Genomic DNA, 22,603 nt, shown 5'->3' with positions numbered 1-22,603 from the left:
ATCCATGCCGTCGCCGGGGTCAGCTCGTCGCAGCCGCCGCGCCGGGTTCACTCCGCTGTGCTCCGCTGGGCGCCACCGCACCCGTCTGCTTCGCGCTCCGCACGAACTGCCACAGGAATGTCAGGGATTCCACGAGCCCGGACGATGTGGATGCCGTGGGTGACGTGTATGCCATGGGTGACATCGATGACGTGGCTGGTGCGGGCGGCGTGGATGGTGCGGTGGTCACGTGACTGCCTTCGGTTGCTGGTGGAGGGGTTGGGGGTGTCCCCGTCGGGAAGGTGCGGCCTCGTCGCGGGCCGGGTCTACGGGATGTCACCGACCCGCGTTCCATCCGTGGCGCAGGCGCGCTTCGCGAGCCGGACTCCCCGCGATGTCCCGTACAGCTCGGCGTAGACGCCTTGGCGGGCGAGGAGGTCGTGGTGTGTGCCGGACTCCGCGATCTGTCCTTCGACGAGGACGACGATGCGGTCGGCCCGCGGGACCAGTTGGAGATCGTGCGTGATCATGAGGGTGGTGCGTCCGGCCATCAGCGTGCGCAGGGGGCCGATGACCCGGCGTGCGGCGAGGGCGTCCAGTCCGGTGGTGGGCTCGTCCAGGACGAGGACGGGAGCGTCGCGCAGCATGGCGCGGGCGATGGCGATGCGTTGGAGCTGGCCGCCGGAGAGCCGGGCGGTGTGTGGGTCGATGAGGGTGTCGTAGCCGTCGGGCAGGGCGGCGATGAAGTCGTGGGCCGCCGCCGCGTGCGCCGCCTGCTGGATCTCGTGGTCGAGGGCGCCCGGCCGGCCGCAGGCGATGTTCTCGCGGATGGTGTCGTGGAGGACGAGGGTCCGCTGCGGCAGGAGGGTGATGTTCTCGCGCAGAAAGGCCAGGGGCAGGGTGCGCAGGGGGAATCCGTCGAGGCGGATGTCGCCGGTGGCGGGGTCGTAGAACCGTAGGAGAAGTTTCGCGAGGGTGGACTTGCCGGCTCCGCTGGGGCCCGTGACGACCACGAACTCGCCTGGGCGCACCATGAGGGACAGGTCGTTCAGGGCGGGGGCGTGACCGCCCGGGAAGCGGAAGCCCACGTGGTCCAGTTCGAGGGCTCCGCGGACACGCCAGGACGGCACGGCGTGTTCCGCCGGTGGGTCGGTGACGGCGGGGTGTGTGTCCAGGATGTCCAGCAGGCGTTCCGCCCCGGCGGTGGCCGCGGTGACGGTCAGTCCGAGCTGGCCCAGACTGCGCAGAGGTGGATACAGATAGCCCAAGAAGGCGGCGAACGACAGGAGTTGGCCTATCGTCATACGGTTCTGGGAGATCTCCCAGGCGCCCAGGCCGATCACGCCGAGGACACAGACCGTCTCTATGACCTCGACCGCCTGCTCATAGAGTTCGCTCATCCGCGCCCCCGAGACGGAGGCACGCATCCACGCCCTGGCCTCGCGGCCCAGCCGCTTCTCCTCGGCGTTCCCGCGGTTGTACGCCTGGGTGAGGACGATGTTGCCCAGTGACTCCTCGACCACCGATGTGATGGCGCCGTCGGCGACGCGTTCCTCGCGGGCTACGGCCCTGATGGGGGCCGAGAACCTGCGGGCCGTCAGCCACAGCACAGGGGCGAGGGCGAAGGTGGCGAGCGCCAGGTCCCAGCGCAGCCACAGTGCCGCGACCGAGAACAGCACCACGTTGAAGACGGCCGACACCGCGGCGATGATGCCGGACACCACCATCTCCTCGATCGACTCGACGTCCCCGGTGAGCCGTTCCACCAGGTCGCCCTGCCGGTGCCGCTCGAAGAAGTCGGGCGGCAGCTCCTGCACGTGCGCGAAGACGCGGGCGCGCAGCCGCATCACGAAGCGTTCGGCGGTCCATACGGCGAGGGAGTTGCCCGCGTAGCCGGCGGCGGCGCCGAGGACGGCGACCGCGAGCCACAGGCCGGCGGGCTTCCAGAACTCCGCGAGCGAGCCGTTCTGAAGGGCTCCGTCGGTGAGTTGACCGAAGAGCAGGATCGCCGCGGTCTCGCACATCGCGGCGACGATCACGCCGACGCAGATCAGTGCCAGCCAGGTGCGGTCGCCCTGGGTCAGCGGCCAGAAGCGGCGGAAGGCCTGCCGCATGGTGAGCACGGGCGCGGGCTGTGCCTGGAGCCCCAGCAGAGTCTGCGTACCCCCGTGCGGGCGCATCAGCCCGTTGCGCCGATGGCGGCCCCTGCCCTCCGGCGCGGGCGGCAGACGCAGTTGCAGTGTCCGGTGCTCGTCGTACGGGGTCACTTCCGCTCCCTGGCGTGTACTCGAGAAAAGGCAGCCGAGAAAAGGCGGCCAAGAAAGGGCGGCCGAGGAGAAATCTCCTCCGAATTGAGTGCAGGCCTGCGACGGGTTGTGTCGCAGGCCTGCTTCCCCGGTGTCCGAGTCAGGGAATTGTCATGCCTCGGGGACGAGTCCCGTCAGGACGTGACGGTTACTTGATGGGGCGCTTCTTGCCCGGCTTGGCCGGCTTCCCGGGCTTGGCCGGCCTGCCGGGCTTCGCGGGCTTGGCGGCCTTCGGGGGCTTGACCGGAACGACCTTGGTGAATCCCATGATTTCCTCCATCTGCGACGGCGAATCCGTCGCGTTGTCCTTTTCTTGTCCGGAGCCTTTCGCCCCTGACAAGAAAAAGACTATGGGCGAATCTTGAGGTCACTTTAAGAATTGACCTGGCACAAGGGCCTCACGATTGCCGAATGGCGGGACTACTTGGCCGGATGGCCCGGATTCTCGGCTCCCTTGCCGTCGTCCGGCCTGGCCTCTGCGTCGGCCGACGCCGAAGCGGATCCGGACGGCGCCGGCTCGGTGGCCGACTGCCCCGACCCGTTCTGGGTCTCCGCTCCCTTGCCCGCCTCACCACTCGCGTTGGCCTGGTAGGCGAACACCAGGGCGGTGACGGCGACCGTGGCGGTCAGCCACATCGTGATCCTGCGCATGTCATACGTCCTCTCGATTGGTTTCGCGCTGCCCGGCACTGGCCCGGCAGCGGCTCAGCACGGTCGTGCACGCCAGTCACCAGGCGAATTCCTCGACGTGCAGGTCGTCCCGCCGCACTCCGGCACCGCGGCATGCCTTGGTGAGCGAGCGGAGCCATTGATGGGGTCCGCATGCGTAGACGTCGCTTTCCGCGATGTGCGGGCACAGTTGCCTGAGTGCCGTCGCGTCGTCGCCCAGTTGTGGCGCCTCGCCCGAGAGCCACGAATGGGAATCCCGCCGGCTTCCGGGCAGGAAATGCAGGGTGATTCCCCGGTATCTGGCCAGGCTGATCAGTTCGTCGGAGAAGACGGCGTGCTCGCGGGTGCTGTAGCGATAGATCAGCGTCACTTCGCCGGGCGCGTAGGGGGCGTCCTCAAGAATGGAGCGCATCGGTGTGATGCCGATTCCCGCGGCGATCATCACCATGTGCGGATGGCGGCGGCGCTGTGCGGTGAGGGTGCCGTAGGGCCCCTCGATCAGCGCCCGCGTGCCGGGCCTGAGCCGGAGTTGCCGGGCCGACCCGTCGCCCGCCACCTTGATCGTGATCCGCAGACCGCTGTCGGTGGGGGCCGCCGAGATCGTGTACGGATTTCCGCGCATCCAGCCCGGCCCGTCGAGGAACCGCCACACGAAGAACTGCCCGCTCCGCGTTCCGAGCCGGTCGAGACGGCGCCCGGCGAGGGTGATGCTGGCGACTCCCGGCGTTTCCGTCCGCACCGATTCCACGTACAGCCGGTGGTACACGGACCGCCATATCGGCAGGGCGACCCGATAGATCAGCGTCAGCCCGAATGCCAGTCCGTACCAGGACCACCAGTAGGCCTTGGCCCAGGTCTCATGGAAGTCCGAGCCGCCCTCCACCATGTGCGGAAAGGTGAACACCATTCCCAGGTACGAGTAGAGATGCATCAGATGCCAGGACTCGTAACGCAGCCGGGCGCGTGCCCTGCGGATCGACGTCACGACCACAAGGATCAGCATCACCGTTCCGACAGTGGCGAAAAGCATCCATGACTCGTGGACGAACAGTTCCCACACCGCGCTCCATGCGGCGGCCGGGTCGCGCCCCACGCGCTCGTACACGAACAGCACGATGTGTGCGATCAGGAACCAGAAGGACGTGAAGCCGATCCAGCGGTGGCGTCGCGTCAGCAGATCATGTCCCCACGCCTGCTCCACCCAGGGAATCCGGGCAAGCAGGATCACCTGCAACACCATCAGGTCGGCGGATATCAGTCCGGTGAGCAGTCCGAGCGAGCCGGCCCCCTTCCCGGACCAGAGACTCGCGACCCCCTGCAACATGGTCCACAGGCAGACCACCGCGACGACCGAGAGAATGCCGAGAGCACCGAGCAGATCGGCGAGACCGAACCCACGGGACCCGGCACGTGCCACTCTGCGATGCTGCCTTCTCACCGGTTCATTGCGCGAAGCGCCTGGTTCGAGCGTCGTGGTCATGTGCGTTTCTCTCCTGCGGAATTGGATTCTGACGCCCTCTCCACGTACGGCTCTTGGGGGCGCGTGCAGACAAGGCTGGCAGCGCTTTTTGAGACCCGTTTAAGGACGCTCACAGGGCGCGCACAGGACAGCCGAGGGGCGACGCGCCGCGCTGTTCTTAATCCAGTTTGTGAATGGTGCGGCAAGCTGGCCGCGGAGCCGTGCGGCAGGAGTGCGGCTCACCGACCCGATCGACCAACGGTGCCCGGCCCTGGTGCCTACGGCCAGGTGCGGAAAGTGAGCAAGATGGCCCGGCGAAAGCCACTCGTACTCGTGGTGGACGACGACCAGGGTGTCCGCCAGGCCCTGCGGCTCGGCCTCTCCGTGGAGGGTTTCGACGTGCGCGAGGCCGTGGACGGTGAATCCGGGCTCGAAGCGGTGGCGGCGCAGCTGCCGTCGGTGGTGCTGCTCGACGTGGTGATGCCGGGCATCAACGGGGTGGAGACCGTGCGGCGGCTGCGTATGCAGGGGCGGACGCTGCCCGTGTGCATGCTCTCCGCCCGGGACGAGATCGACGACCGGGTGGCCGGGCTCGCCGCGGGCGCGGACGACTACGTGGTCAAACCCTTCTCGGTGACCGAGCTGGCGGCGCGGCTGCACGCGCTGGTCCGGCTGCACGAACACAGTGCGCAGCGGCCGGTCGTCCTGGACGGTCTGGTCATCGAGCCCGCCCGTCGGGAGGCGACGCGCGGAGGTCGTGAACTCGGGCTGACGACAAGGGAGTTCGACCTGTTGATGGCGCTGGCCCGGCGTCCGGGTCAGGTACTCAGCCGTATGCAGCTGCTGGAACAGGTGTGGGGCTACACCTGGGAGACCGACACCAATGTCGTGGACGTGTTCATCGGCTATCTCCGCAAGAAGCTGGAGGCGGGCGGCGAGAGGCGGATTCTCCAGACGGTCCGTGGCGTCGGATTCGCCCTGCGGCCATGAGGTTCGTGCCGCGCAGTCTGCGCTCCCAGATCACCGCGAGTGTGGCCCTGCTCGTCGTTGTGGTGACCGGCATGGCCGGTTTCATCGTCGTGGAGCGGATCGACCACCGTGACCGTACCGATGTCGACCGGCAGCTCGTGGAGCGCGCCGACAAGGTCCGGGAGGACGCCGACAAACTGATCTCCACGGGCGACCAGGCGGCCACCCGCGGGAACGACGACTACGGTGGCCTGCTCGCCGGCAGCCAGTCGCTTGTGCGGCTCGTCGCCGACGGCAAGGTCATCGCCCAGCGCGGTGAGCAGCCCACCGTCGACATCCCCGTCCCGACCTCCGACGGCTTCAGCACCATCGAGGCGGACGGACAGTCCTGGCGCTCACTCGTCGAGCCCGTCGAGACCGTCGACGACGCCGACGGTGAACGCCTTCAGCTGTTGCAGGACCTGAGCCCCATCGAGCAGCGGCTGACGGACAACACCGGCGTCGTGGCGGTGGTGGCGATCCTGGCCACCGTGGTGGCCGGGGGCAGTGTCTGGCTCGTGACGCGGTTCATCCTCCAGCCACTGGAGCGTCTGCGTCGCGGCGCCCAGCGGATCCGTCCCGGCGACGTGCAGCAGCAGCTGCCCACCGTCTCCCGGCCGCGGGAGGTGGCGGATCTGTCGTCCTCCCTGAACGGCATGCTCGGTCAGCTCCAGACCAGCATGCACGCCACGCGCCGCTTCACGGCGGACGCGGGGCACGAGCTGCGGACGCCCCTCACGACGATCGGTATGAACCTCGAGGTCCTGCGCCGCTACCCCGACCTGCCTCCCGCCCAGCGTCAGGAGGCCCTGGACGCCATGGCGGTCGAGCACCATCGGATCACCACCCTCCTGGAGGGCCTTCAGATCCTCGCCCGCGGTGACTCACGCGCCCTGCCCGCCCGGACGACCGTGGACCTGCCGGCGCTCCTCACGGAGGCGGTGCGGGCCGCCCGGCACCGACACCCCATGACGACGTACGAACTCGCCGTAGCGTCCGGCGGTATCCCGTACGTCCATGGCTGGCCCGCCGGGCTGCGGCTCGCGCTGGACAACCTCCTCACCAACGCGGCGTTGCACGGACGCCGGCCCCACGGTCACGTCGAGGTGTCCCTCACCTGGGACGACTCCCAGGTGCACCTCGTCGTCGCCGACGACGGCCCCGGCATCCCGCCCGACCAGCGTGAAGCCGCGATGCACCGGTTCACCCGCGGCCCAAGACCCCAGAGCCAGGGTTCGGGCCTGGGCCTCGCGCTCGTCCAGCAGCAGGCGGAACTGCACGGCGGCGGAGTCACCCTCTCCGACGCCCCACTCGGCGGCCTCCAGGTGACCCTGTCCGTCCAGGTGCAGGAGGTGTCCGACGGCACGGACCGGGACGAGGGAACACCGGGCCACGAGCCCGGCTGAGGCGGACCTTGGGGAAAACGCGAGGTCTACGTCTGGACTCGCCAGGCAGGCTAGGGGCGTTCAGGCCCCTGACCTGCCCGGCGAACCGCCGCTGTCAGCGCTGTACTTCGACGGCGTCCAGGGCGATGTTGTGGCCGGTGCTGGCGGGGTTTCTGTCCGGGGCGACGGTGATGGTCACGGTGTGGGGGCCGTTGGGGAGGGCAGGGCTGGTCCAGACCGTGGCGGAGCCGGTGCGGGTGCCCGCGTAGTTGTCCACGGTGACGGGTACACCGCCGTCGATGCTGACCCTCATCCGGCCCTGGTCCCTGTCCCGTACCGCCTTGAGCGCGATACGTCGGCCGGTGGCGCCGACGACGGCCGTGGAACCCGGGGTGAAGCTCCAGTTGGCGGTCTGCCCGTGCATGTCCGGGACCCCGTTGGTGCGGCCCCAGCCCGTGCCGTAGGCCACGCGGACCGGGCCCGAGGCGACGGTCGCGTCGACGGTGACCGTGTCGGAGCGTGCGGGGACGGCGGTCACGAGGAAGGCGTCGTGGGCCGCGGTCCCGGACAGGGACAGGGACAGTCGCACGGTGTCCGTCCCGGCCGGGACCGTCTGTGTGCTCACCAGGGTCGGTGACTCCAGCGGGCCCTGGTCGGGAATGCGCTGGACGGTCACGGTCACTCCGGAGCCGCCCGACAGCGCACCCGTCGTCAGGCCGCGCAGGTCGAGATCGGCTGCCGGGGTCTGGTTGGTGCGGCCCCCGATGAGCACGGTCGCCCGGCGGCCCGTCGGGTCGACGGAGGCGAGCGCGTCGAGGTCACCCTGTGTGTCCACCTGGGCCAGCGAGCCGGCCATGTCGGCGTACGCCTTGTACACCCACCACTGCCCAGTGGGCCGCAGTTGGCCGCCACTGCGTACGAGGATGCCGTCGAGGGTGTCCGAGGCGCAGCAGTCGGACCAGATGGCGTGGGAGGCGGACTGGATGCCGGACTCGGCGAGCTGGGTCAGGTACCAGGCGGTGTGTCCCGCGTTCTGCTCGTCGGCGTGGAGGTACTCGTTCATGGTGAGTTCGCGGGCGGTCAGGCCCTTGGAGGCGAGCAGTTGCCGCATGGTCGCCGCGTCTTCCACGGGGGTGCCGCTGAAGTGCCAGTTGACGATGTCGGGCACGGTGCCCGCGGCCTTGGTGTGGTCGAGGAACGGGGACACGTTGTTGGGGCTGAAGTCCCAGAGGGAGGGTCCGACGACCGGGGTCGACGGGTCGGCGGCGCGCAGTTCCCGTACTGCCGTGTCCCACATCTGGTAGTACTGCGGCGAGTTGAAGCCAGGAGGGAAGAAGGCACCGGCGGGTTCGTTCCAGATGTCGTAGCGGACCTTGATCCCCGAGGCTCTGACGTCGGCGGTCAGGCGCCGCAGGAAGGTGCGCCAGTTGTCGCAGTTGCCGGCGGTGCAGGGGTAGACGGTGGAGGCGGGCTGGGTGGTGTCGGCTCCCCAGATGTCACTGACCAGGAGGTCGTATGTGCCGTTGTACGGGGGTGTGGCGAGTCTTCTGGCCTGTGCGAGCGCCGAGTTGAGGCGTCGTTGGTAGCCGGTGCCCGGTGTGTATCCGTCGCCGACCCAGCCGCCGCCGGCCAGGCGTGCGCCGCCGCCACGGGCCGAGCGGGGGGCCAGTGGGGCGAGCAGGCTGTCGTCGGGGCTCTGGCCGTTCTCGCTCAGGCCGTAGAGGAATCCGCTGCCGACTCCGGCGGCGCTGCCGTGGGTGTTGCGCAGATCGACCACAACGCTCTGGCCGGCCGCGGCGGCCGGTTCGGTCGCGGCGAGGCCGCCGCCCGTGGCCAGGGCCAGGGTGAGGGCGGTGGCGAACAGGCGGCTCCGGCGGCTCGGCCGGGTTCTGGTGTGCGGAGTGGTGTGGGTTCTCGTCGGTCGTTGTCCGTGCATGACGTGTCCCTTCTGCACCGCGGCTGTGGGGCCGCGCGGCTCGGTGCGGGCCGGACTGCTGTCCGGCCCGGGGCGCTGTTCAGTGGGGGAAGGCGACACCCGGGCCGGCTCCCGGACCGGCTCCCAGGTCGGCTCCCCGGCGGATGAAGACGGGGATGCGGTGGAGCGGGGCCTCGGCCAGGACCGTCACTCCCCCGGCATGGGTCGTGCCGGTAGCCACGTCGGTCCAGTCGCTTCCCGCGGGCAGGTAGACCGTGCGGCTGCGGTCGCCGAGCCGGGTCACGGGCGCGACCAACACGTCCGGTCCGCACAGGAGTTGGTCCTCGACCTCCCAGGCCCTGGGGTCGTCCGGGTGGCCGAGGAAGAGGGGGCGGATCATCGGTGTCCCCGTGTGCGCGGCGTCGACGGCGAGGCCGTGCAGGTAGGGGCGCAGGTCCTCGCGCAGTTGCAGCTGGCGGACGAGAATGTCGTAGGCCTGACTTCCGTACGACCAGAGCTCGTTGGGGCCGCCGCTGTGTCCGGCGGAGAAGCCCTCGCGGGGTTCGCGGTGGCCGTGCATACGCAGCAGGGGACAGAAGACGGCGAACTGGAACCAGCGGACGAGGAGTTCGCGGTAGTCGGGGTCGTCCGGGTCGCCGCCGTGGAAGCCGCCGATGTCGGTGGTCCACCAGGGGATGCCGCTGAGTCCGGCGCTCAGGCCCGCGCGGATCTGTGCGGCGAGCGCGTCGAACGTGGCCGGGATGTCCCCCGACCACAGGGCGGCGCCGTACGCCTGACTGCCCGCCCATGCCGAGCGGACCAGGCTGACGGGGACGTCGTCGCCCTCGGCGCGCGCGTGTTCGTAGACGCCCCGCACGTGTTCGCGCGGGTAGAGGTTGGCGACGGCCGGTCCGGGCCCGGCGGCGTAGCGCAGGTGCGCGAACTGCTCGGGGAACATCTCTGGTTCGCAGGCGTCCAGCCACCAGACGCGGAATCCGGCGTCGTGGTAGTTGCGCTTGAGTCGGCTCCACAGGAAGTCGCGTGCGCGGGGGTCGGTCGGGTCGTAGAACGCCACGGGCAGGGGTTCGCCGTTGAGCGAGGCGTCGGGGAAGACGTGCTGGAACGGCTGCCCCTGCGCGGTACCGACGAGGAGGCGTTCGTCTCGCATCGTGGTGTAGTTCTCGCTGAGCACACTGACCGACGGCCAGACGGAGAGCAGGGGGCGCATGCCCATGGACTCCAGTTCGGCGACCATGGCGGCGGGGTCGGGCCAGTCGGCCGGGTCGAAACGCCAGTCGCCCAGGTGGGGCCAGTGGAAGTAGTCGACGGCGATGACGGACAGGGGCAGCTTCCTTCGGTCGTACTCGCGGGCGGTGGCGAGGAGTTCGGCCTGGTCGCGGTAGCGCAGGCGGGACTGCCACAGGCCGAGCGCCCACTCGGGCAGTACGGGGGCGTGTCCGGTCGCGTCGGCGTAGTGGGCGAGGATGCCGGCGGGGTCGGGGGCGGCGGTGACCCAGTAGTCGATCTGTTCGGCGGAGTCGGCGACCCAGCGGGTCTGGTTGGCGGCGAACTCCACGCGGCCGACGGCGGGCAGGTTCCAGAGCAGGCCGTATCCGCGTGAGGAGAGAGCGAAGGGGATGGTGACCTCGCCGTTGCGCTGGACGAGGTCGAGGACCATGTTGCGGTGGTCGAGGCGGCCGTGGGAGTGCTGGCCCAGGCCGTAGAAGCGCTCGTCGTCGTGGGCTGCGAAGCGCTGTTCCAGGCGGTGGCCGCCGCCGACGGACGGTGTGAACTGCCTCGGGCCGGGCCACGCGAAGTGTCCGTCGGCCTCGCGCAGCAGTTCGTGTCCGTCGGTGCTGTGGACGAAGCGGAGCCGGCCGGCCGCCGACATCTCCACACGCAGCGTGCCGACGGTGAGGGACGACGTGCCGTCCGCGGCCGTGTGGACCTCGACGGCCACGGGCGGGGGTGGTGTGTTCAGGGCACCGGGCAGATCCTCGCGGATCATATGCCGGGCCGCCCGGATCCGTACGCTGTCGGGTCCCCACGCTTCCACGCGCAGGACGTGCTCGGCGTCCCCGTACTCCAGGACTTCCGTCGGCCAGGCGTACGCGCTGTTGTCGGCGGGTGGGTGGAGGGGGGTGTGGTTGCGGCTCGGCGTGGTGTCGGGCAGGGTCACACGGGTCCCTTTCGAGGGGGGTGGCGGCGGTTCGGTGGGGTGGTTGGTCTCAGTCCTTGACCGCGCCGCCCGTGATCCCCGCGGCGATGTGCCGTTGGGCGATCACGAGGAGTACGGCGGCCGGGAGGGACGACAGGACGGCCGTGGCCATCACGGAGTTCCAGCTTGTGGTGTTGGTGCCGGCGCCGATGTAGTCGTAGAGGCCGACGGTGATGGGGCGCCAGGTGTCGGAGTTCAGGTTGAGCGTGGTGGCGAAGAGGAAGTCGCCCCAGGCGAAGAGGAACGCGAACAGCCCTGCTGTGATGAGGGAGTTGCGTGACATCGGCAGCACGATGTGGAGGAAGGCGCGCACCCGTCCGGCGCCGTCGAGCGCGGCGGCTTCGAGTACGGATCGGGGCACGGAGACCATAAAGGCCCTCAGGACCAGGACGGCGAAGGGCACAGCGAGGGTGGCGTCGGCCAGGATGAGTGCCGCGGCGGAGTCGAGGATGCCGAGTGACTGGAAGATCTGGTGCAGTGCGTTGGCCATGACGATGCCGGGGACCAGCTGCACGACCAGGAGAACGCCCAGCAGTCCGGCCTTGCCCGGTGGTCTGAGCAGGGCGAGGGCGTAGGCGGCGGGTGCGGCGACCAGCAGGGTGAGTACGGTGGCGCCGGCCGCGATGACGACGGAGGCGAGCAGGTGGCCGCCCTGCTGGGCGAAGGCGTCGCGGTAGCCGCCGAGTGTGCCGCCCAGGGGCAGCCAGTGGGGGCTGCGCCGGGCGAGCTGCTGGTTGGTCTGGAAGGAGGCGTTGACCATCCAGTAGAGCGGGAAGAGCATCACGGCGACGAGTGCGATCGCCACGGCCGACTTCACCGGGGACCTGCGGCGTGTGCCGCGCCGCGTGTGGGTGAGGTCAGCGGCCATGGTGTCCTCCGGTCTCGGCGCGTGCGGAGCGGAGGTAGACCAGTGAGCACAGCAGGGCGATCACGATCAGGACGTTCCCGCCGGCCGCTCCCAGGCCGAACTCGCCCAGTCCGCCGAACGACAGCTGGTAGGCGTACGTGGTGACGGTGTGCGTGGCGTTGGCGGGGCCGCCCTTGGTCATGACCCAGATGACGTCGAACACCTTGAGGGTGTAGATGAGTCCGAGGGTCAGCACGATGGCGATGACCGGGCGCAGCTGGGGCAGGGTGATGTGCCAGAACTGGCGGGTGCGCCCGGCGCCGTCCAGGGCCGCGGCCTCGTACAACTCCCCCGGCACGGACTGGAGTCCGCCGTAGAGGATGACCATGTTGAAGGGCACGCCGATCCAGATGTTGCACAGCAGGACGGAGATCATGGCGTTGGTCGGGTCGTTGAGCCAGGGAACGGGGTCCTGGACGAGGTGCAGGGAGGTCAGGAGCTGGTTGACGACGCCGTTGGAGGTGTCGAGCATCCAGCGGAAGACCGTGCCGGAGACGACCAGGGGCAGGAGCCAGGGCACGAGCAGCAGTGAGCGCAGTACACGGCTCAGGGGGAACGAGCGGCGGAAGAACTCGGCGAGGGCGAGGCCGATGGTGAACTGGAAGAAGAGGGAGCCCAGGGTGAACACCACGGTGTTCATGACCGCGGTGTGGAACACCGGGTCGGAGAGGAGTCTGCGGTAGTTCGCGAGTCCGTTGAAGCTCGCGTCGCCGGTGTAGAGGGAGGCGATGCCGTAGTCCTGGAAGGACAGGATCACGTTGCGGACGAGCGGATAGAGGTAGAGGACGGCGACGAAGAGGACTACGGGGAGGACGAACCAGGTGCCCGAGAACCTGTTGGCACGCTTGGGCTGTGGCCCTCGGACGGCGGTGGTCCGGGTGTCCGCCGTCGGCGGGTTCTTCTTGACGAGGGTGGCGGTCACGGGGACTCCCCGGCGCCGGCCGGCCCGGCGGTGCTCATCGGGTGGCCTGCCGCTGGGCGTCCGCGAGCGCCTCGCCCGGGGTCTGTTCGCCGGAGAGCGCCGACTGCACGGCGGTCCAGAGCGCCTGTGAGTACTTGGGGTAGTCGGCGCCGAGTTCCGCCGTGCGTCCCTTGGCGTTGCCGATGGTGTCGACGAAGGTCTTCATCGCCGGTACGTCGTCGGCGAGTTGGGTTGCGGCCGCCGTGTCCGAGGGCACGTAGTTGGTCAGCTTCGACCAGGCGAGGCTCTTGTCCTTCGCGACCATGCACTTGATGACGTCGGCGGCCTTGCGTGCCTTCTCCCCGTTGTTGCCGGCGGCCCAGACCTCGCCGCCCAGCGCGCCGGACGAGGTCCCGCCGGCCGGTGGCGGGACGGGGACGACACCGAAGTCCTTCATACCGGCCTTCGCCAACTGCGGTAGCTGCCATGGCCCGTTGACCATCATGGCGAGGGTTCCGCCGGCGAACTGCTCCTCCACGTTGGCCTGGGTCCAGCTGAGGACGTCCTTGGGTGCGGAGCCGTCCGTGACGAGGTCGTCGAGGAGCTGAAGGGCGGAGACGCTCTGCGGGGAGTCGAGTTTCTTGAGTGAGGCGCCGGCGCTGAAGAAGAACGACTCGAACTGGAAGCTGCCCTCCTCCGTGGCGGGCACGGCGAAGCCGATGCCGTGCACGTCGTCGCCCTGGGTCAACTCCTCTGCCGCCGCCTTGAGTTCGTCCCAGGTGGTGGGCGGTTCGAGCCCGGCTTCCTCGAACATGGCGGTGTTGTAGTAGAGCGCGAGTTGATTGACTCCGGGCGCGACGCCGTACAGCTTTCCTTCATACTTGCCCGCCTCGACGATGTTGGGCTGAAGCCCGTCCGTCGTGAGTCCTGCGGCACCCAGGTCGGCGAGCGCGCCGGTCGCCGCGAGCTGCTGGAGGTCGGGGTTGTCGAGGAGCACGAGGTCCGGGATGGCGCGGCTGCCGGCGAGTTGCATCAGCTTGGTCCTCAGGTCCGGGACGACCTGGCGCTTGATGGTGACACCCACGGCGTCACCACACGCCTTGAGCTGCTTGGGCAGCGCGCTCAGCAGCGGCTCGGTGTTGTAGTAGTCCATCTCCGTGAGCGTGATCGTGCCGTCCGCCGACTCGCCGGAGGAGGACCCGCTGTCACCACACCCCGCGAGGACGGCGGTGCTCACGGCCATCAGGGTGCTCAGCGCGGTGAGCGAACGCAGACGTCGGTGTCGTGCGGATGCGGACATGGCGGCTCCAAGAGCATGAGAAGTGAGAGGGAGTGCGGTGGGGCACGACTGATCGGCCCGTCGCGCGGTGTGCGTAATCGCGGGGTGCGTGATCACGGGGTGCGTGATCGCGGGGCGAGGTGGTGGTCGTTGGACGTGGTGGAGGTGTCAGGCTCGACTGACCGGGGCCGCGCCGAGCGAGGCGCGCTCGATGAGTTCCGGCCGCAACAGCACCTGCGCGGGTGCCTTCGCCGGATCGTCGATGGCCGCGAGCAGCGCCTCCACCGCACTGCGGCCCATCTCGGCGGTGGGTACGTCGGCGCCGGCCACGGCAGGGGCGATGCCCTGGGCGTTGGCCTGTGAGGTGACGGCGACGACGGAGAAGTCGCGGGGCAGGGTGCGTCCGGTGGCTTTGAGCCCGTGGACGACACCGGACAGGGAACGTTCGTTGATGGAGACGAGGGCGGTCAGTTCCGGTGTGTCGGCCAGGAGCCGCCGTACGCACTCCTCCCCCGCCCGGGTGTCGTCGGCGCAGCACACCAGGTGTCCGCCCAGGCCGAGTTCGGCGACGGTCTTGTCGAAGGCGTCCTGGGCCCGGAACGCCGGGCCGTACTCCTGGTCAAGGAGTTCCTGGGGGCGGTTGACGAGGGCGATGCGCCGGTGGCCCAGTTCGGCGAGGCGTCGTACGGCGGTGGTGACGAGTCCGGCGTAGTCGAGGTCGACCCAGGCGTGCGCGGTCTCGCTTCCGGTGCGGCCTATGGTCACGAAGGGCACCGGTTCTTGCAGCAGGCGTGAGACGCGGGCGTCGTGCAGCAGCGTCTCCATCACGATGACGCCCTCGACGCGCCGCTCACCGAGCATCCGGTCGAACACCTCGTCGCGGCCGCTGGGCGAGAGCAGGACGTCGTGGTCGTGATCGGCGGCGGCCTCCGCGACGGATCCGACGAACTGGAGCTGGTCGATGCTGAGGTGACTCCCCATCGGGGGTATCACCAGCCCGATCGTGCGGGTGGAACCCTGGGCGAGGGCCCGGGCCGTGGCGCTTGGCCGGTACCCGGACTCCTCGATGACCCGCTCGACGCGGGCCCGCACCTCGTCCGAGACGGGACGCTTGCCGCTGAGCACGTAGGAGACGGTGCTTCGGGACACGCCGGCTCGTCGTGCGATCTCACCGATGTTCACGGCCACCCCTGGTGCTCGACAGTACGTGCCTCTAGATCGTCGAACCGGTTCGCGAACCGGTTCGACAGCGATTACAGAGCCGTTGGGCTCCCGGGGTCAAGGGGTGTGCACGGCATTCCTCGGAAGAGGGGGCCCGGCAACGACGAAGCTCCCGGCCGACTGGCTGTCGGCCGGGAGCTTCGTCAATCGCCTGCTCGGGTCAGCCCGTCGACACGGGGTGACTGTCCAGCCAGCGGCGCGCGTCGGCCCGGACCTGCGCGTTGTGCGTGCCCGACTCCGATCTTGCGACCCAGTCTGCGAAGTTGCGCAGCACCGGGGCTCGGTGTGGCTCCTTCAATACGACCGTGCCGATCTCGGACTGGCTCGTGGTCCCGCCCAGGAGGACGTTTCCGTCGAGGGAGAGCATGCGGAACTCGGGACGGCAGTGGGCACTGCCGAGGGGCCCGGCGGCGCCGGTCCCCATGACGTCCCACTCGTCCCGCAGCTCCACGCAGACCCATGACGTGTCGCCGGCGAGGAAGAACCGGGGATCCTCCGTACGGAAGAGCCCCTCCTCGACCGCCAGCCGGAACCAGTCGGCGTTCGCCTTCCGGTGCAGCTCCGGCTCGTCGTGCTCCAGCCAGGCGTCACACCGGCCGTCCCACGGCAACACACTCATGAGCTGGCCGGTCACCACGGGCGGGATGAACCCGCTCGCGTCACCGCAGCCGTCCCGGACGACGAGCCCGGCCTCGGCCAGCCCCGCCGTCCACGCGTCTGTTCCTGTCGCCGGGCCGCTCATCAGGGGTTACCTCTCACTGGTCCCGAGCGCCCGGTGAAGGCCTGCGGGAGGCTCCGCCACGGATAGCTGAAGACCTGGTTGTAATTGTGCCCCAGGATGTATCCGATCTCTCCGTCGGGACGGACCAGAACCCGGGTCATCGTGTTCGGTCCTCCCGTGCCGGTGTAGACGGTCGAGCCCACCCAGCGCAGGTACCTGCGGGGTGTGCCGTTGCGGCCTCCACGACGCTGGTAGGAGTCCCACTCGGGGTTGGCGGCACTGCCCGTGGTGCGCTGGCCGATGCTTCCGGTGGCGATCGCGTCCACGGTGTCGTGCACCTCCTGCGGGATGATCCGTGCGTCGACCTTGTCCTTGTTGTACGGGTCGTCGTTGAACGCCGGGTTCGACGGACCGCAGTTGTGGACGAGGACCGGCGCCGACCCGACGAGCACGTAGTACGTGTGCGCGTCGGTGACGGTCAGGTTGTGGACCGTCGCCTTCCTCGCCGTCCACGCCTTGACCGCGCTGACCTGGATCCAGGCACCCTCGGGCGACCTGACCCAGTGGCCCGGCTTCAGCTCACCTGCGTCGACCCACCTCCCCAGCGACGGCACCCAGAACGGGTGGCCCGCCGTGGCGGTGACGGTCGTCGTCCGGGTGCCCGAGCCGTCGTGGACCTTCAGCGTGACGCGGACGAGGTGCTTGGTGCCCGAGCCGACGATCGTCGCCGTGGCCCTCTGGACGGAGGTCTTCCCCGTCCCGGGGTCGGTGGCCACCACCTTGTCGCCGGGTTCGACCTTCTCGATCGGCTTGGTGGTGCCGTCGGCCATCAGGACATGGGTGCCGGGAACGAAACTGTTGGCGCCGAGCTGCTCGCAGGTCTCGTTCTGCACCTCCTCCTTCGCCGAGTCCCTGACCTCGTTCCTGACCTCCTTCGCCACCTTCTTCACCGCGCGCTGTACCTGGCGCGGCTTCGGACGCGGCTTCGGCTGCGAGCGGGGCTTCGCCCGCGGCTTCGGACGTGCCGCCGCCTTGCGGGCCGCTGCCCGCCTGGCCGCCGCCTTCCTCGCCGCCGCACGCGCCGCGCGGGCGCGTGCCTGGGCTGCTGCCCTGCGGGCCGCCGCGCGTTTGGCCGCCGCGCGGGCTGCTGCCCGCTTGGCCGCCGCGCGCTTGGCCGCGGCTGCCTTGCGGGCCGCTTCCCGGCGGGCCTTGGCCGCCGCACGCTTGGCGGCCTCGATGGCACGCTTGCGGGCGAGGGCCGCGGCGCGGCGGGCCGCCGCCTGGGCCGCCTTGCGGGCCGCGATGATCGCCGCGCGGCGGGCTGCCGCGCGGATCGCCGCCTGGATGGCGATGCGGGCCGCGATACCGATCAGGATCGGGAAGAACTCCCCGGACGGGTCCGAGAACGTGGCCGGCGCGTTGTTGCTGTACGCGTACGGGTTCATCGTGGCCGGCTGGCCGTAGTCGACCATCGGGTCGACCTGGATGAACCGGCCCGTCGCCGGGTCGTAGTCACGCGCGCCGAGACGGGTCAGCCCCGTGTCCTCGTCGACGACTCCACCGACGAAGCCACGCTGTCCCGGCCAGGACGTGGGCGTCTGCCCACGCGCCTCACCGAACGGCATCGCCTTGCGGCGGGTGACCCCCATCGCCGGATCCACCATGTCCACCACCGTGTGGGAGGTGCCGTGGTGGTCGGCCAGCATCAACTGCCGGACACCGCCCGTCGCCCGGACCATCGTGGAGCCGTCCGGGAGCGGGTAGAAGCGTTCCGCCTTCGCGCTGGTGTTGGCCGCGTTGACGGTCAGCTCCGCCTCGCCGAGGTAGAGCGTACGGCTGCCGTCCGCGCCGGTACGGATGAGACGGTCGCCGTCCGCTCCGTAGAGGTACGACGTGGTTTTGGTGTCGCCGCCCTCCACCGGCTGGGTCACCTTGCGCAGCTGGCCCTCGATGTCGTACTCGAGGGTCTGGTTGTTGCCGCCGTGCTGGCGTCCGGTGGTGTTGCCGGCCTTGTCGTAGCCGAAGGTGGCCAGCGTCTGGCCCTGCGGGCCGGTGGACTTGACCTCGGCGAGTGCGTTCGGGCCGCCTACGCCCGCCTTCCCGTAGACGTAGTCACGGGTGACGTTCTTCGCGGTGTCGCCCGTCGGGTCGTGCTCGACGAGCTGCTTGCGGTTGCCCGCCTCGTCGTACTGGAACGACTGCCAGTACGCCTCCGGACCCCCGACCGTCTCCTTCGACGGCGCCGCCGCGCACTCGTCCTTCGTCTTCGACGTCCAGGCGGAGGTCATCTGCCTGAGCTTGTCGTAGACGAAGCACTGCGTGTCGGTCTCGCCACTGCCCTCCACCGCCGCACCGGGCGCGTCGGTGATCCTGGTGACGTTGCCGGCCTCGTCGTACCCGTACCGCGACTCGCTGATGCGGCCCGGGTTGATCGAGCGGTCGAAGGTGGCCGTCTGGAGGCGTCGGGTGAACTCGTCGTAGATGTACGACCCGTACGCCTGCTTGTCGGCCGGGCCCATGTCCGTGCGGAGGATCTCGCCGAACGCCGAGTACTGGGCGTTCGCGAGATAGGTCGACGCACCGCCGATGAAGATCGGCAGGTCATCCGTGTTGTAACGGAAGACGATCCGCTCGGTGACCAGTCCGCCGAGACCCGGGAGCGAGATCCAGGCGAGGTTGCCGGTCGGCGTGTAGGAGTACTCGTACTCGTACGTGCCGGCCAATCCGGTCTCTTCGGTGGGGATCACCGTCTGCGACTTCTTGACGCGGTAGGCGTCGTCGTATGCGGTGACCTCCTCGCGGTACTCGCGTCCGTTCTCGTAGCGGATCTGCGCGGTGGGCAGGCCCTTGACGAGGTTGTCGTACGTCCATTCCATGCGCTTGGGGCCGGTGGTGCTGCCCTCGCGCAGGGTGGTCGGACGTCCGCCGTCGTCGTAGGTGGTGAACAGGGAGCGCTTGAGCGGGTCGATCGTCTCGACCACGTTGTCCGCGTTGTCGTACTTCAGCTCGGTGCGGCCGCCGTCGGGGTCCGTGATGGCCGTCTGACGACCGCGCTTGTCGAACTCGAAGGTGGTGGCGGCGCCGCCGGGTGCGGTGACCTTGCGGAGGTTGTCGAGGTCGTCGTACTCGTAGACGGTGTCGCGCCACTTGGTGCGCGCCTCGTCGGTGTACTCGCGCAGCCGCTCCACACGGCCCTCGGCGTCCTCGAAGGTCGCCGTGATCGTGTCGCCCTTGGGCGGGGTCGTCGTGGAGACGTCCCCGTCGCGTTCGGTGGTGGTGCGCAGTTTCTCCGTGCCGCGGTAGTAGGTGACCTCGGCGGTGGGCTGGCCCAGGCCGTCGTAGGTCGTGCGGTCCTGGGAGGGGACTTCGTTGTCGCCGACCTGGAGGAGCTTGGGTTCGGGTGCGGCGGTGTTGTAGTAGCCGTCGTTGACCTTCGAGACGCGTCCGGCGCTGTCGTAGAAGGTGTCGTTGATGATCCGGCCGTCGCCGACGGCCTTGTCCTGGGTCTGTCGCTCGCGCAGCAGGCCGTCGAGGATCTCGTACGAGGTGGCGTACTGGCCGTTGTCCTTCAGTGTCCGCGTGGTGACGATCGTGGGTCCGTCGCGGCGGATGGTGTAGTCGTAGGTGGCGGTGGGTGTCTCGGTCGCGGGATCGCGGTCGATCTCCCAGACCTTCAGGAGCCGGCCCAGCGGGTCGTACTCCATCGTGGCCTTTTTGCCGTTGGTGTCCTCCTCGGTCAGCGGCAGACCGCGCACGTCGTCGAACACCGTCTTCTCCGTGTGGAGAAGCGGATCGGTGGAGACCTGCATGGTCGGACGGGCCACGGTCTTCGGCGTGTACTCGACCCACGTCTTGCGGTTGTCGGCGTCCCAGGTCGCGACCTCGCGGCCGTGGACGTCGTACTCCGTCTTGTCGATCGTGACGTAGCCGTCGCCCTTGCCGTTCAGCTCCTGGACCTCGGTGGGCAGTCCCTCGGTGGGGGCCGCGCCGAAGGCCAGGTTGTCGTAGAACGTGCGGGTGTCCTCGACGACCTCGCCGCCCGTGGTGCCGCAGGCGCCCAGGACGGTCTTCTCCCGGGACTCCGACTCGATCAGGTACGCCGACGTGTTGCGGGCGTAACTGACCGTCGAGCAGCGGACCTTGCCACCGGGGCTCTTGTCCTCGACCTGTGTCGGCAGCCCGTAACTGTCGTACGTGGTGGTCTCGGTGGAGGTGCGCCAGGTGTCACCCTTGACACGTTCGCGGGTGCGGACGGTCTCCGGACGGGTCATCCACGCCTCCAGCGGCGTGGTCCCGGCCCGCTTACGCGTCGCCGTCTTCACCGCCCAGGGGGTGGTGACCGTCGCGGAATCGACCGGCCCGCCGTCGGAGGCGTAGGTGATCTGTTCCAGCAACTGGCCCTGGTAATGCCCCAGGTCGTCGTAGCCGGTGCCGTCACTGGTGGTGACGGTGGAGGTCCGAGTACCCGAGGGCAGCTTGTCGCCGTGCAGGCCGCGGAAGTAGCGGTGCTCGGTGAGCTGCTTGACATCGTTGCCCCCGCCGAGACGGGTACGGACCTTCTCATATCCGCGGAACTGCGACCACGTGCGGTGCTTGTTCTCGGTGAACTCGCTGTCGTCGTACGCCCATCCGGCGCCGCCGAGGAACTCGTACGAGGTCACCTTGGCGGGACTGTCCGTGACCAGGTCCTCCTCGCGGACCTCGGTGGCGAGATACTTGTGGAACCAGTCCTTCACCGGGTTCAGCGCGCCCTTGGGCGTCCAGTACTGCGGAAAGCAGCGCATGGTGTTCGACTCGGGCGAGGACGGCATCCGCACCGGAGCCAGCGCCTGGCACTCACGCGGCGAATAGGTGACGCCGATACGCCCGCCGGTCTCCGTGTCGATGGCGTGCACACGCAGGCGGGAGAAGGGCGGCAGGCCCTCCACCTTGTCGACGCGGTTGTCCATCTGGATGCCCGCGAAGGAGACCTTCGGCATGACGGCGGTGCCGCCCGCGCCGTGGCCGGTGCGGGTGATGGAGTCCAGCCACAGCGCCGGCGAAGTGCCGTCACCCGTGGCCGGGTAGGTCTGCTCCAGCGCCCACGAGTCGACCGTCTTCAGCGCGGTACCGGAGAGCACACTGGTGGTGATCTTCGTCAGGCGCTTCGTGGACCAGAACGTCGGGGAGTACTTGTCGGTGCACTTGGCGCCGGACGCGCACTCCTGGTCCAGCGGGGTGTCCGGCCAGTTCTTGGCGTTGGCCGCGGTCCGCTTGGACTCCGCGCAGTCGAACGAGGCTGTGGCGAGGCAGCGTTCGGCCAGGGTGAACGCGACGCGGCCGGCCGGCTGGACACCGAACAGCTTGTCGGCGCGCAGACCGTAGTCGATACGCGAGAGCTGCGAGCTGCGGTCGTAGGACGCCTGCTGGTCGGCCTTCATGTTCTGGCCGTAGAAGTTGGACCACTTCGTCCACCACAGAGTCATCGCGTCACCGAGCGGGTCGACGACGTAGTCCAGGTTCCACCGGTAGGCCTGCTTGCAGTCCGAGTCCATGAACGCCGTCGCGTGGCACGGCTCGCCCGGGTGGTTGCCGAACACCGGCACGGTGAGCGCCGAGTTGGTGACCGTGCCCTCCGGGGCGCCGGGCAGCTTGTTCAGACCGAAGTGGTACTGAGTGCCGTCCGTGGTCGTCAGGACCCAGTACTCGCCGTCCTTGGAACCGTTGGCCGCACCGGACTTGCGCTGAAGGCGCGAACCGTCGTCATCCGCCGGACGCCACTCCTCGGTGCCGTCCTTCTTCACGAGTTCGGTGGTGTTGCCGCCCAGCGACATCACGACATGATCCGAGCCCCAGCACAGGTCACCGCTGTCACCGGTGTTGTTCGGCTTGAGCTCCGTGCCGTCGTCGTCCTTGATGACCGCCTTGTCGTCCGAGCACGAACGGTAACGCCGCTCGATGAAGCCGGGCTCGTAGTCCCAGCCCTCGGCAATCCACGACGACTGCGCGTTCGTCGAAGCCGTACGACCGTCCACCGCCTGCGAGGAATAGGAGAGTTCGACCTCGGGCTGCGGGCCACCGGGAACCTCGGGCGCCTCGACCGGATACGTCCACGCGAAGCCGCCGGAAGACGAACCCGCCATCCAGGAACCGGTGGGCGACAGCGAAGTCGCCTCGTGACTGCCACCGGGACCGGAAGCCGCTGCCGCCGCCGCGAACACCGCAGGCGCCGCCGCCAGGTCGGCCGTGCCGGTCACCTTCTTCGCCGCCGGATCGTTCGCACCCGGCAACGCAGTGCGCGTGCGACACTTCTCCAGCTCCGGCGTGGTCAGCGCACACGCCGGCAAGCGGTACAGACGAAGCCGCGAACCCCAGTCGCCGCCGTAGGTGTCCTTGATGGACGTGTAGTCCAGCTCCAGGTCCACCGAACCCGAAGCAGCGGGTGCCAGATTGTCGTCGGCCGCAGCCGCGGTGAACAGCACACCCTGCACACCGACTTCACGGGCGGCGGCCGGGTTCTTGACCTCGACCTCAACCGCGGTACCGGGATCGGCAGCGGCACGCTTCGGGGCGACACCGCGGGTACGCAGACCCTTGCCGGTGGTGGCCGGGCCGGTCTCCGTCGGGCCGGTGGTCGCCTGACGAACCTTCACCAT

13 protein-coding genes are annotated in these 22,603 nt (G+C 69.3%); 2 read left to right on the top strand and 11 right to left on the bottom strand.

The window, feature by feature from the left end:
• Positions 1-305 precede the first annotated feature (305 nt).
• From ACIQAC_RS29875 to ACIQAC_RS29865, 3 genes are all read right to left on the bottom strand, one after another.
• On the bottom strand, positions 306-2,159 hold the full coding sequence (locus tag ACIQAC_RS29875; protein ID WP_402196747.1) for an ABC transporter ATP-binding protein: 1,854 nt from the start codon (positions 2,157-2,159) through the stop codon (positions 306-308).
• A 546-nt stretch (positions 2,160-2,705) separates the two neighbouring features.
• On the bottom strand, positions 2,706-2,936 hold the full coding sequence (locus ACIQAC_RS29870; protein ID WP_402196270.1) for a hypothetical protein: 231 nt from the start codon (positions 2,934-2,936) through the stop codon (positions 2,706-2,708).
• Positions 2,937-3,012: 76 nt separating this feature from the next.
• Positions 3,013-4,371 (bottom strand): ferric reductase-like transmembrane domain-containing protein, encoded by a 1,359-nt coding sequence (locus tag ACIQAC_RS29865; protein WP_402196268.1) that lies wholly within the window; start codon positions 4,369-4,371, stop codon positions 3,013-3,015.
• A 348-nt stretch (positions 4,372-4,719) separates the two neighbouring features.
• Between ACIQAC_RS29865 and ACIQAC_RS29860 the strand changes: the two genes are divergently transcribed.
• Both ACIQAC_RS29860 and ACIQAC_RS29855 read left to right on the top strand, forming a co-directional pair.
• The gene (locus ACIQAC_RS29860; RefSeq protein WP_402196744.1) at positions 4,720-5,403 is read left to right on the top strand and encodes a response regulator transcription factor; all 684 of its coding nucleotides are present in this window, start codon (positions 4,720-4,722) and stop codon (positions 5,401-5,403) included.
• Entirely contained in the window at positions 5,400-6,827 is a 1,428-nt protein-coding gene (locus ACIQAC_RS29855; RefSeq protein ID WP_402196265.1) for an ATP-binding protein, read from the top strand. The genes ACIQAC_RS29860 and ACIQAC_RS29855 overlap by 4 nt, the downstream gene beginning before the upstream one ends.
• Before the next feature lie 94 nt (positions 6,828-6,921).
• Here the strand turns inward: ACIQAC_RS29855 and ACIQAC_RS29850 are convergent, their stop codons facing one another.
• The 8 genes from ACIQAC_RS29850 to ACIQAC_RS29815 form a co-directional block, all read right to left on the bottom strand.
• Positions 6,922-8,742, bottom strand: coding sequence for a beta-xylosidase (locus ACIQAC_RS29850; protein ID WP_402196262.1), 1,821 nt, complete (start codon positions 8,740-8,742; stop codon positions 6,922-6,924).
• 79 nt (positions 8,743-8,821) lie between these two features.
• The gene (locus tag ACIQAC_RS29845) at positions 8,822-10,810 is read right to left on the bottom strand and encodes a TIM-barrel domain-containing protein (protein WP_402196742.1); all 1,989 of its coding nucleotides are present in this window, start codon (positions 10,808-10,810) and stop codon (positions 8,822-8,824) included.
• Positions 10,811-10,949: 139 nt separating this feature from the next.
• Positions 10,950-11,807: a carbohydrate ABC transporter permease gene (locus ACIQAC_RS29840; protein ID WP_402196260.1), complete on the bottom strand. Its 858-nt coding sequence runs from the start codon at positions 11,805-11,807 to the stop codon at positions 10,950-10,952.
• Positions 11,797-12,768 (bottom strand): carbohydrate ABC transporter permease, encoded by a 972-nt coding sequence (locus tag ACIQAC_RS29835; protein WP_402196259.1) that lies wholly within the window; start codon positions 12,766-12,768, stop codon positions 11,797-11,799. The genes ACIQAC_RS29840 and ACIQAC_RS29835 overlap by 11 nt, the downstream gene beginning before the upstream one ends.
• Before the next feature lie 34 nt (positions 12,769-12,802).
• A complete protein-coding gene (locus ACIQAC_RS29830; RefSeq protein ID WP_402196256.1) occupies positions 12,803-14,047 on the bottom strand; it encodes an extracellular solute-binding protein in 1,245 nt (414 codons plus the stop codon).
• Between the two features lie 147 nt (positions 14,048-14,194).
• Complete coding sequence (locus ACIQAC_RS29825) at positions 14,195-15,208, bottom strand: LacI family DNA-binding transcriptional regulator (protein ID WP_402196254.1); 1,014 nt, start codon at positions 15,206-15,208, stop codon at positions 14,195-14,197.
• A gap of 199 nt (positions 15,209-15,407) precedes the next feature.
• Positions 15,408-15,989 carry a hypothetical protein gene (locus ACIQAC_RS29820; RefSeq protein ID WP_402196251.1) on the bottom strand — a complete coding sequence of 194 codons (582 nt, stop codon included), beginning with the start codon at positions 15,987-15,989 and terminating at the stop codon, positions 15,408-15,410.
• A partial coding sequence (locus ACIQAC_RS29815; RefSeq protein WP_402196250.1) for a polymorphic toxin-type HINT domain-containing protein occupies positions 15,989-22,603 on the bottom strand: 6,615 nt, incomplete at its 5' end. The genes ACIQAC_RS29815 and ACIQAC_RS29820, both read right to left, overlap by 1 nt.

The sequence above is a fragment of the Streptomyces sp. NPDC088387 genome, assembly GCF_044753385.1.
Taxonomy (GTDB): Bacteria; Actinomycetota; Actinomycetes; order Streptomycetales; family Streptomycetaceae; genus Streptomyces.
This window is presented reverse-complemented; position numbering and strand designations above follow the sequence as displayed.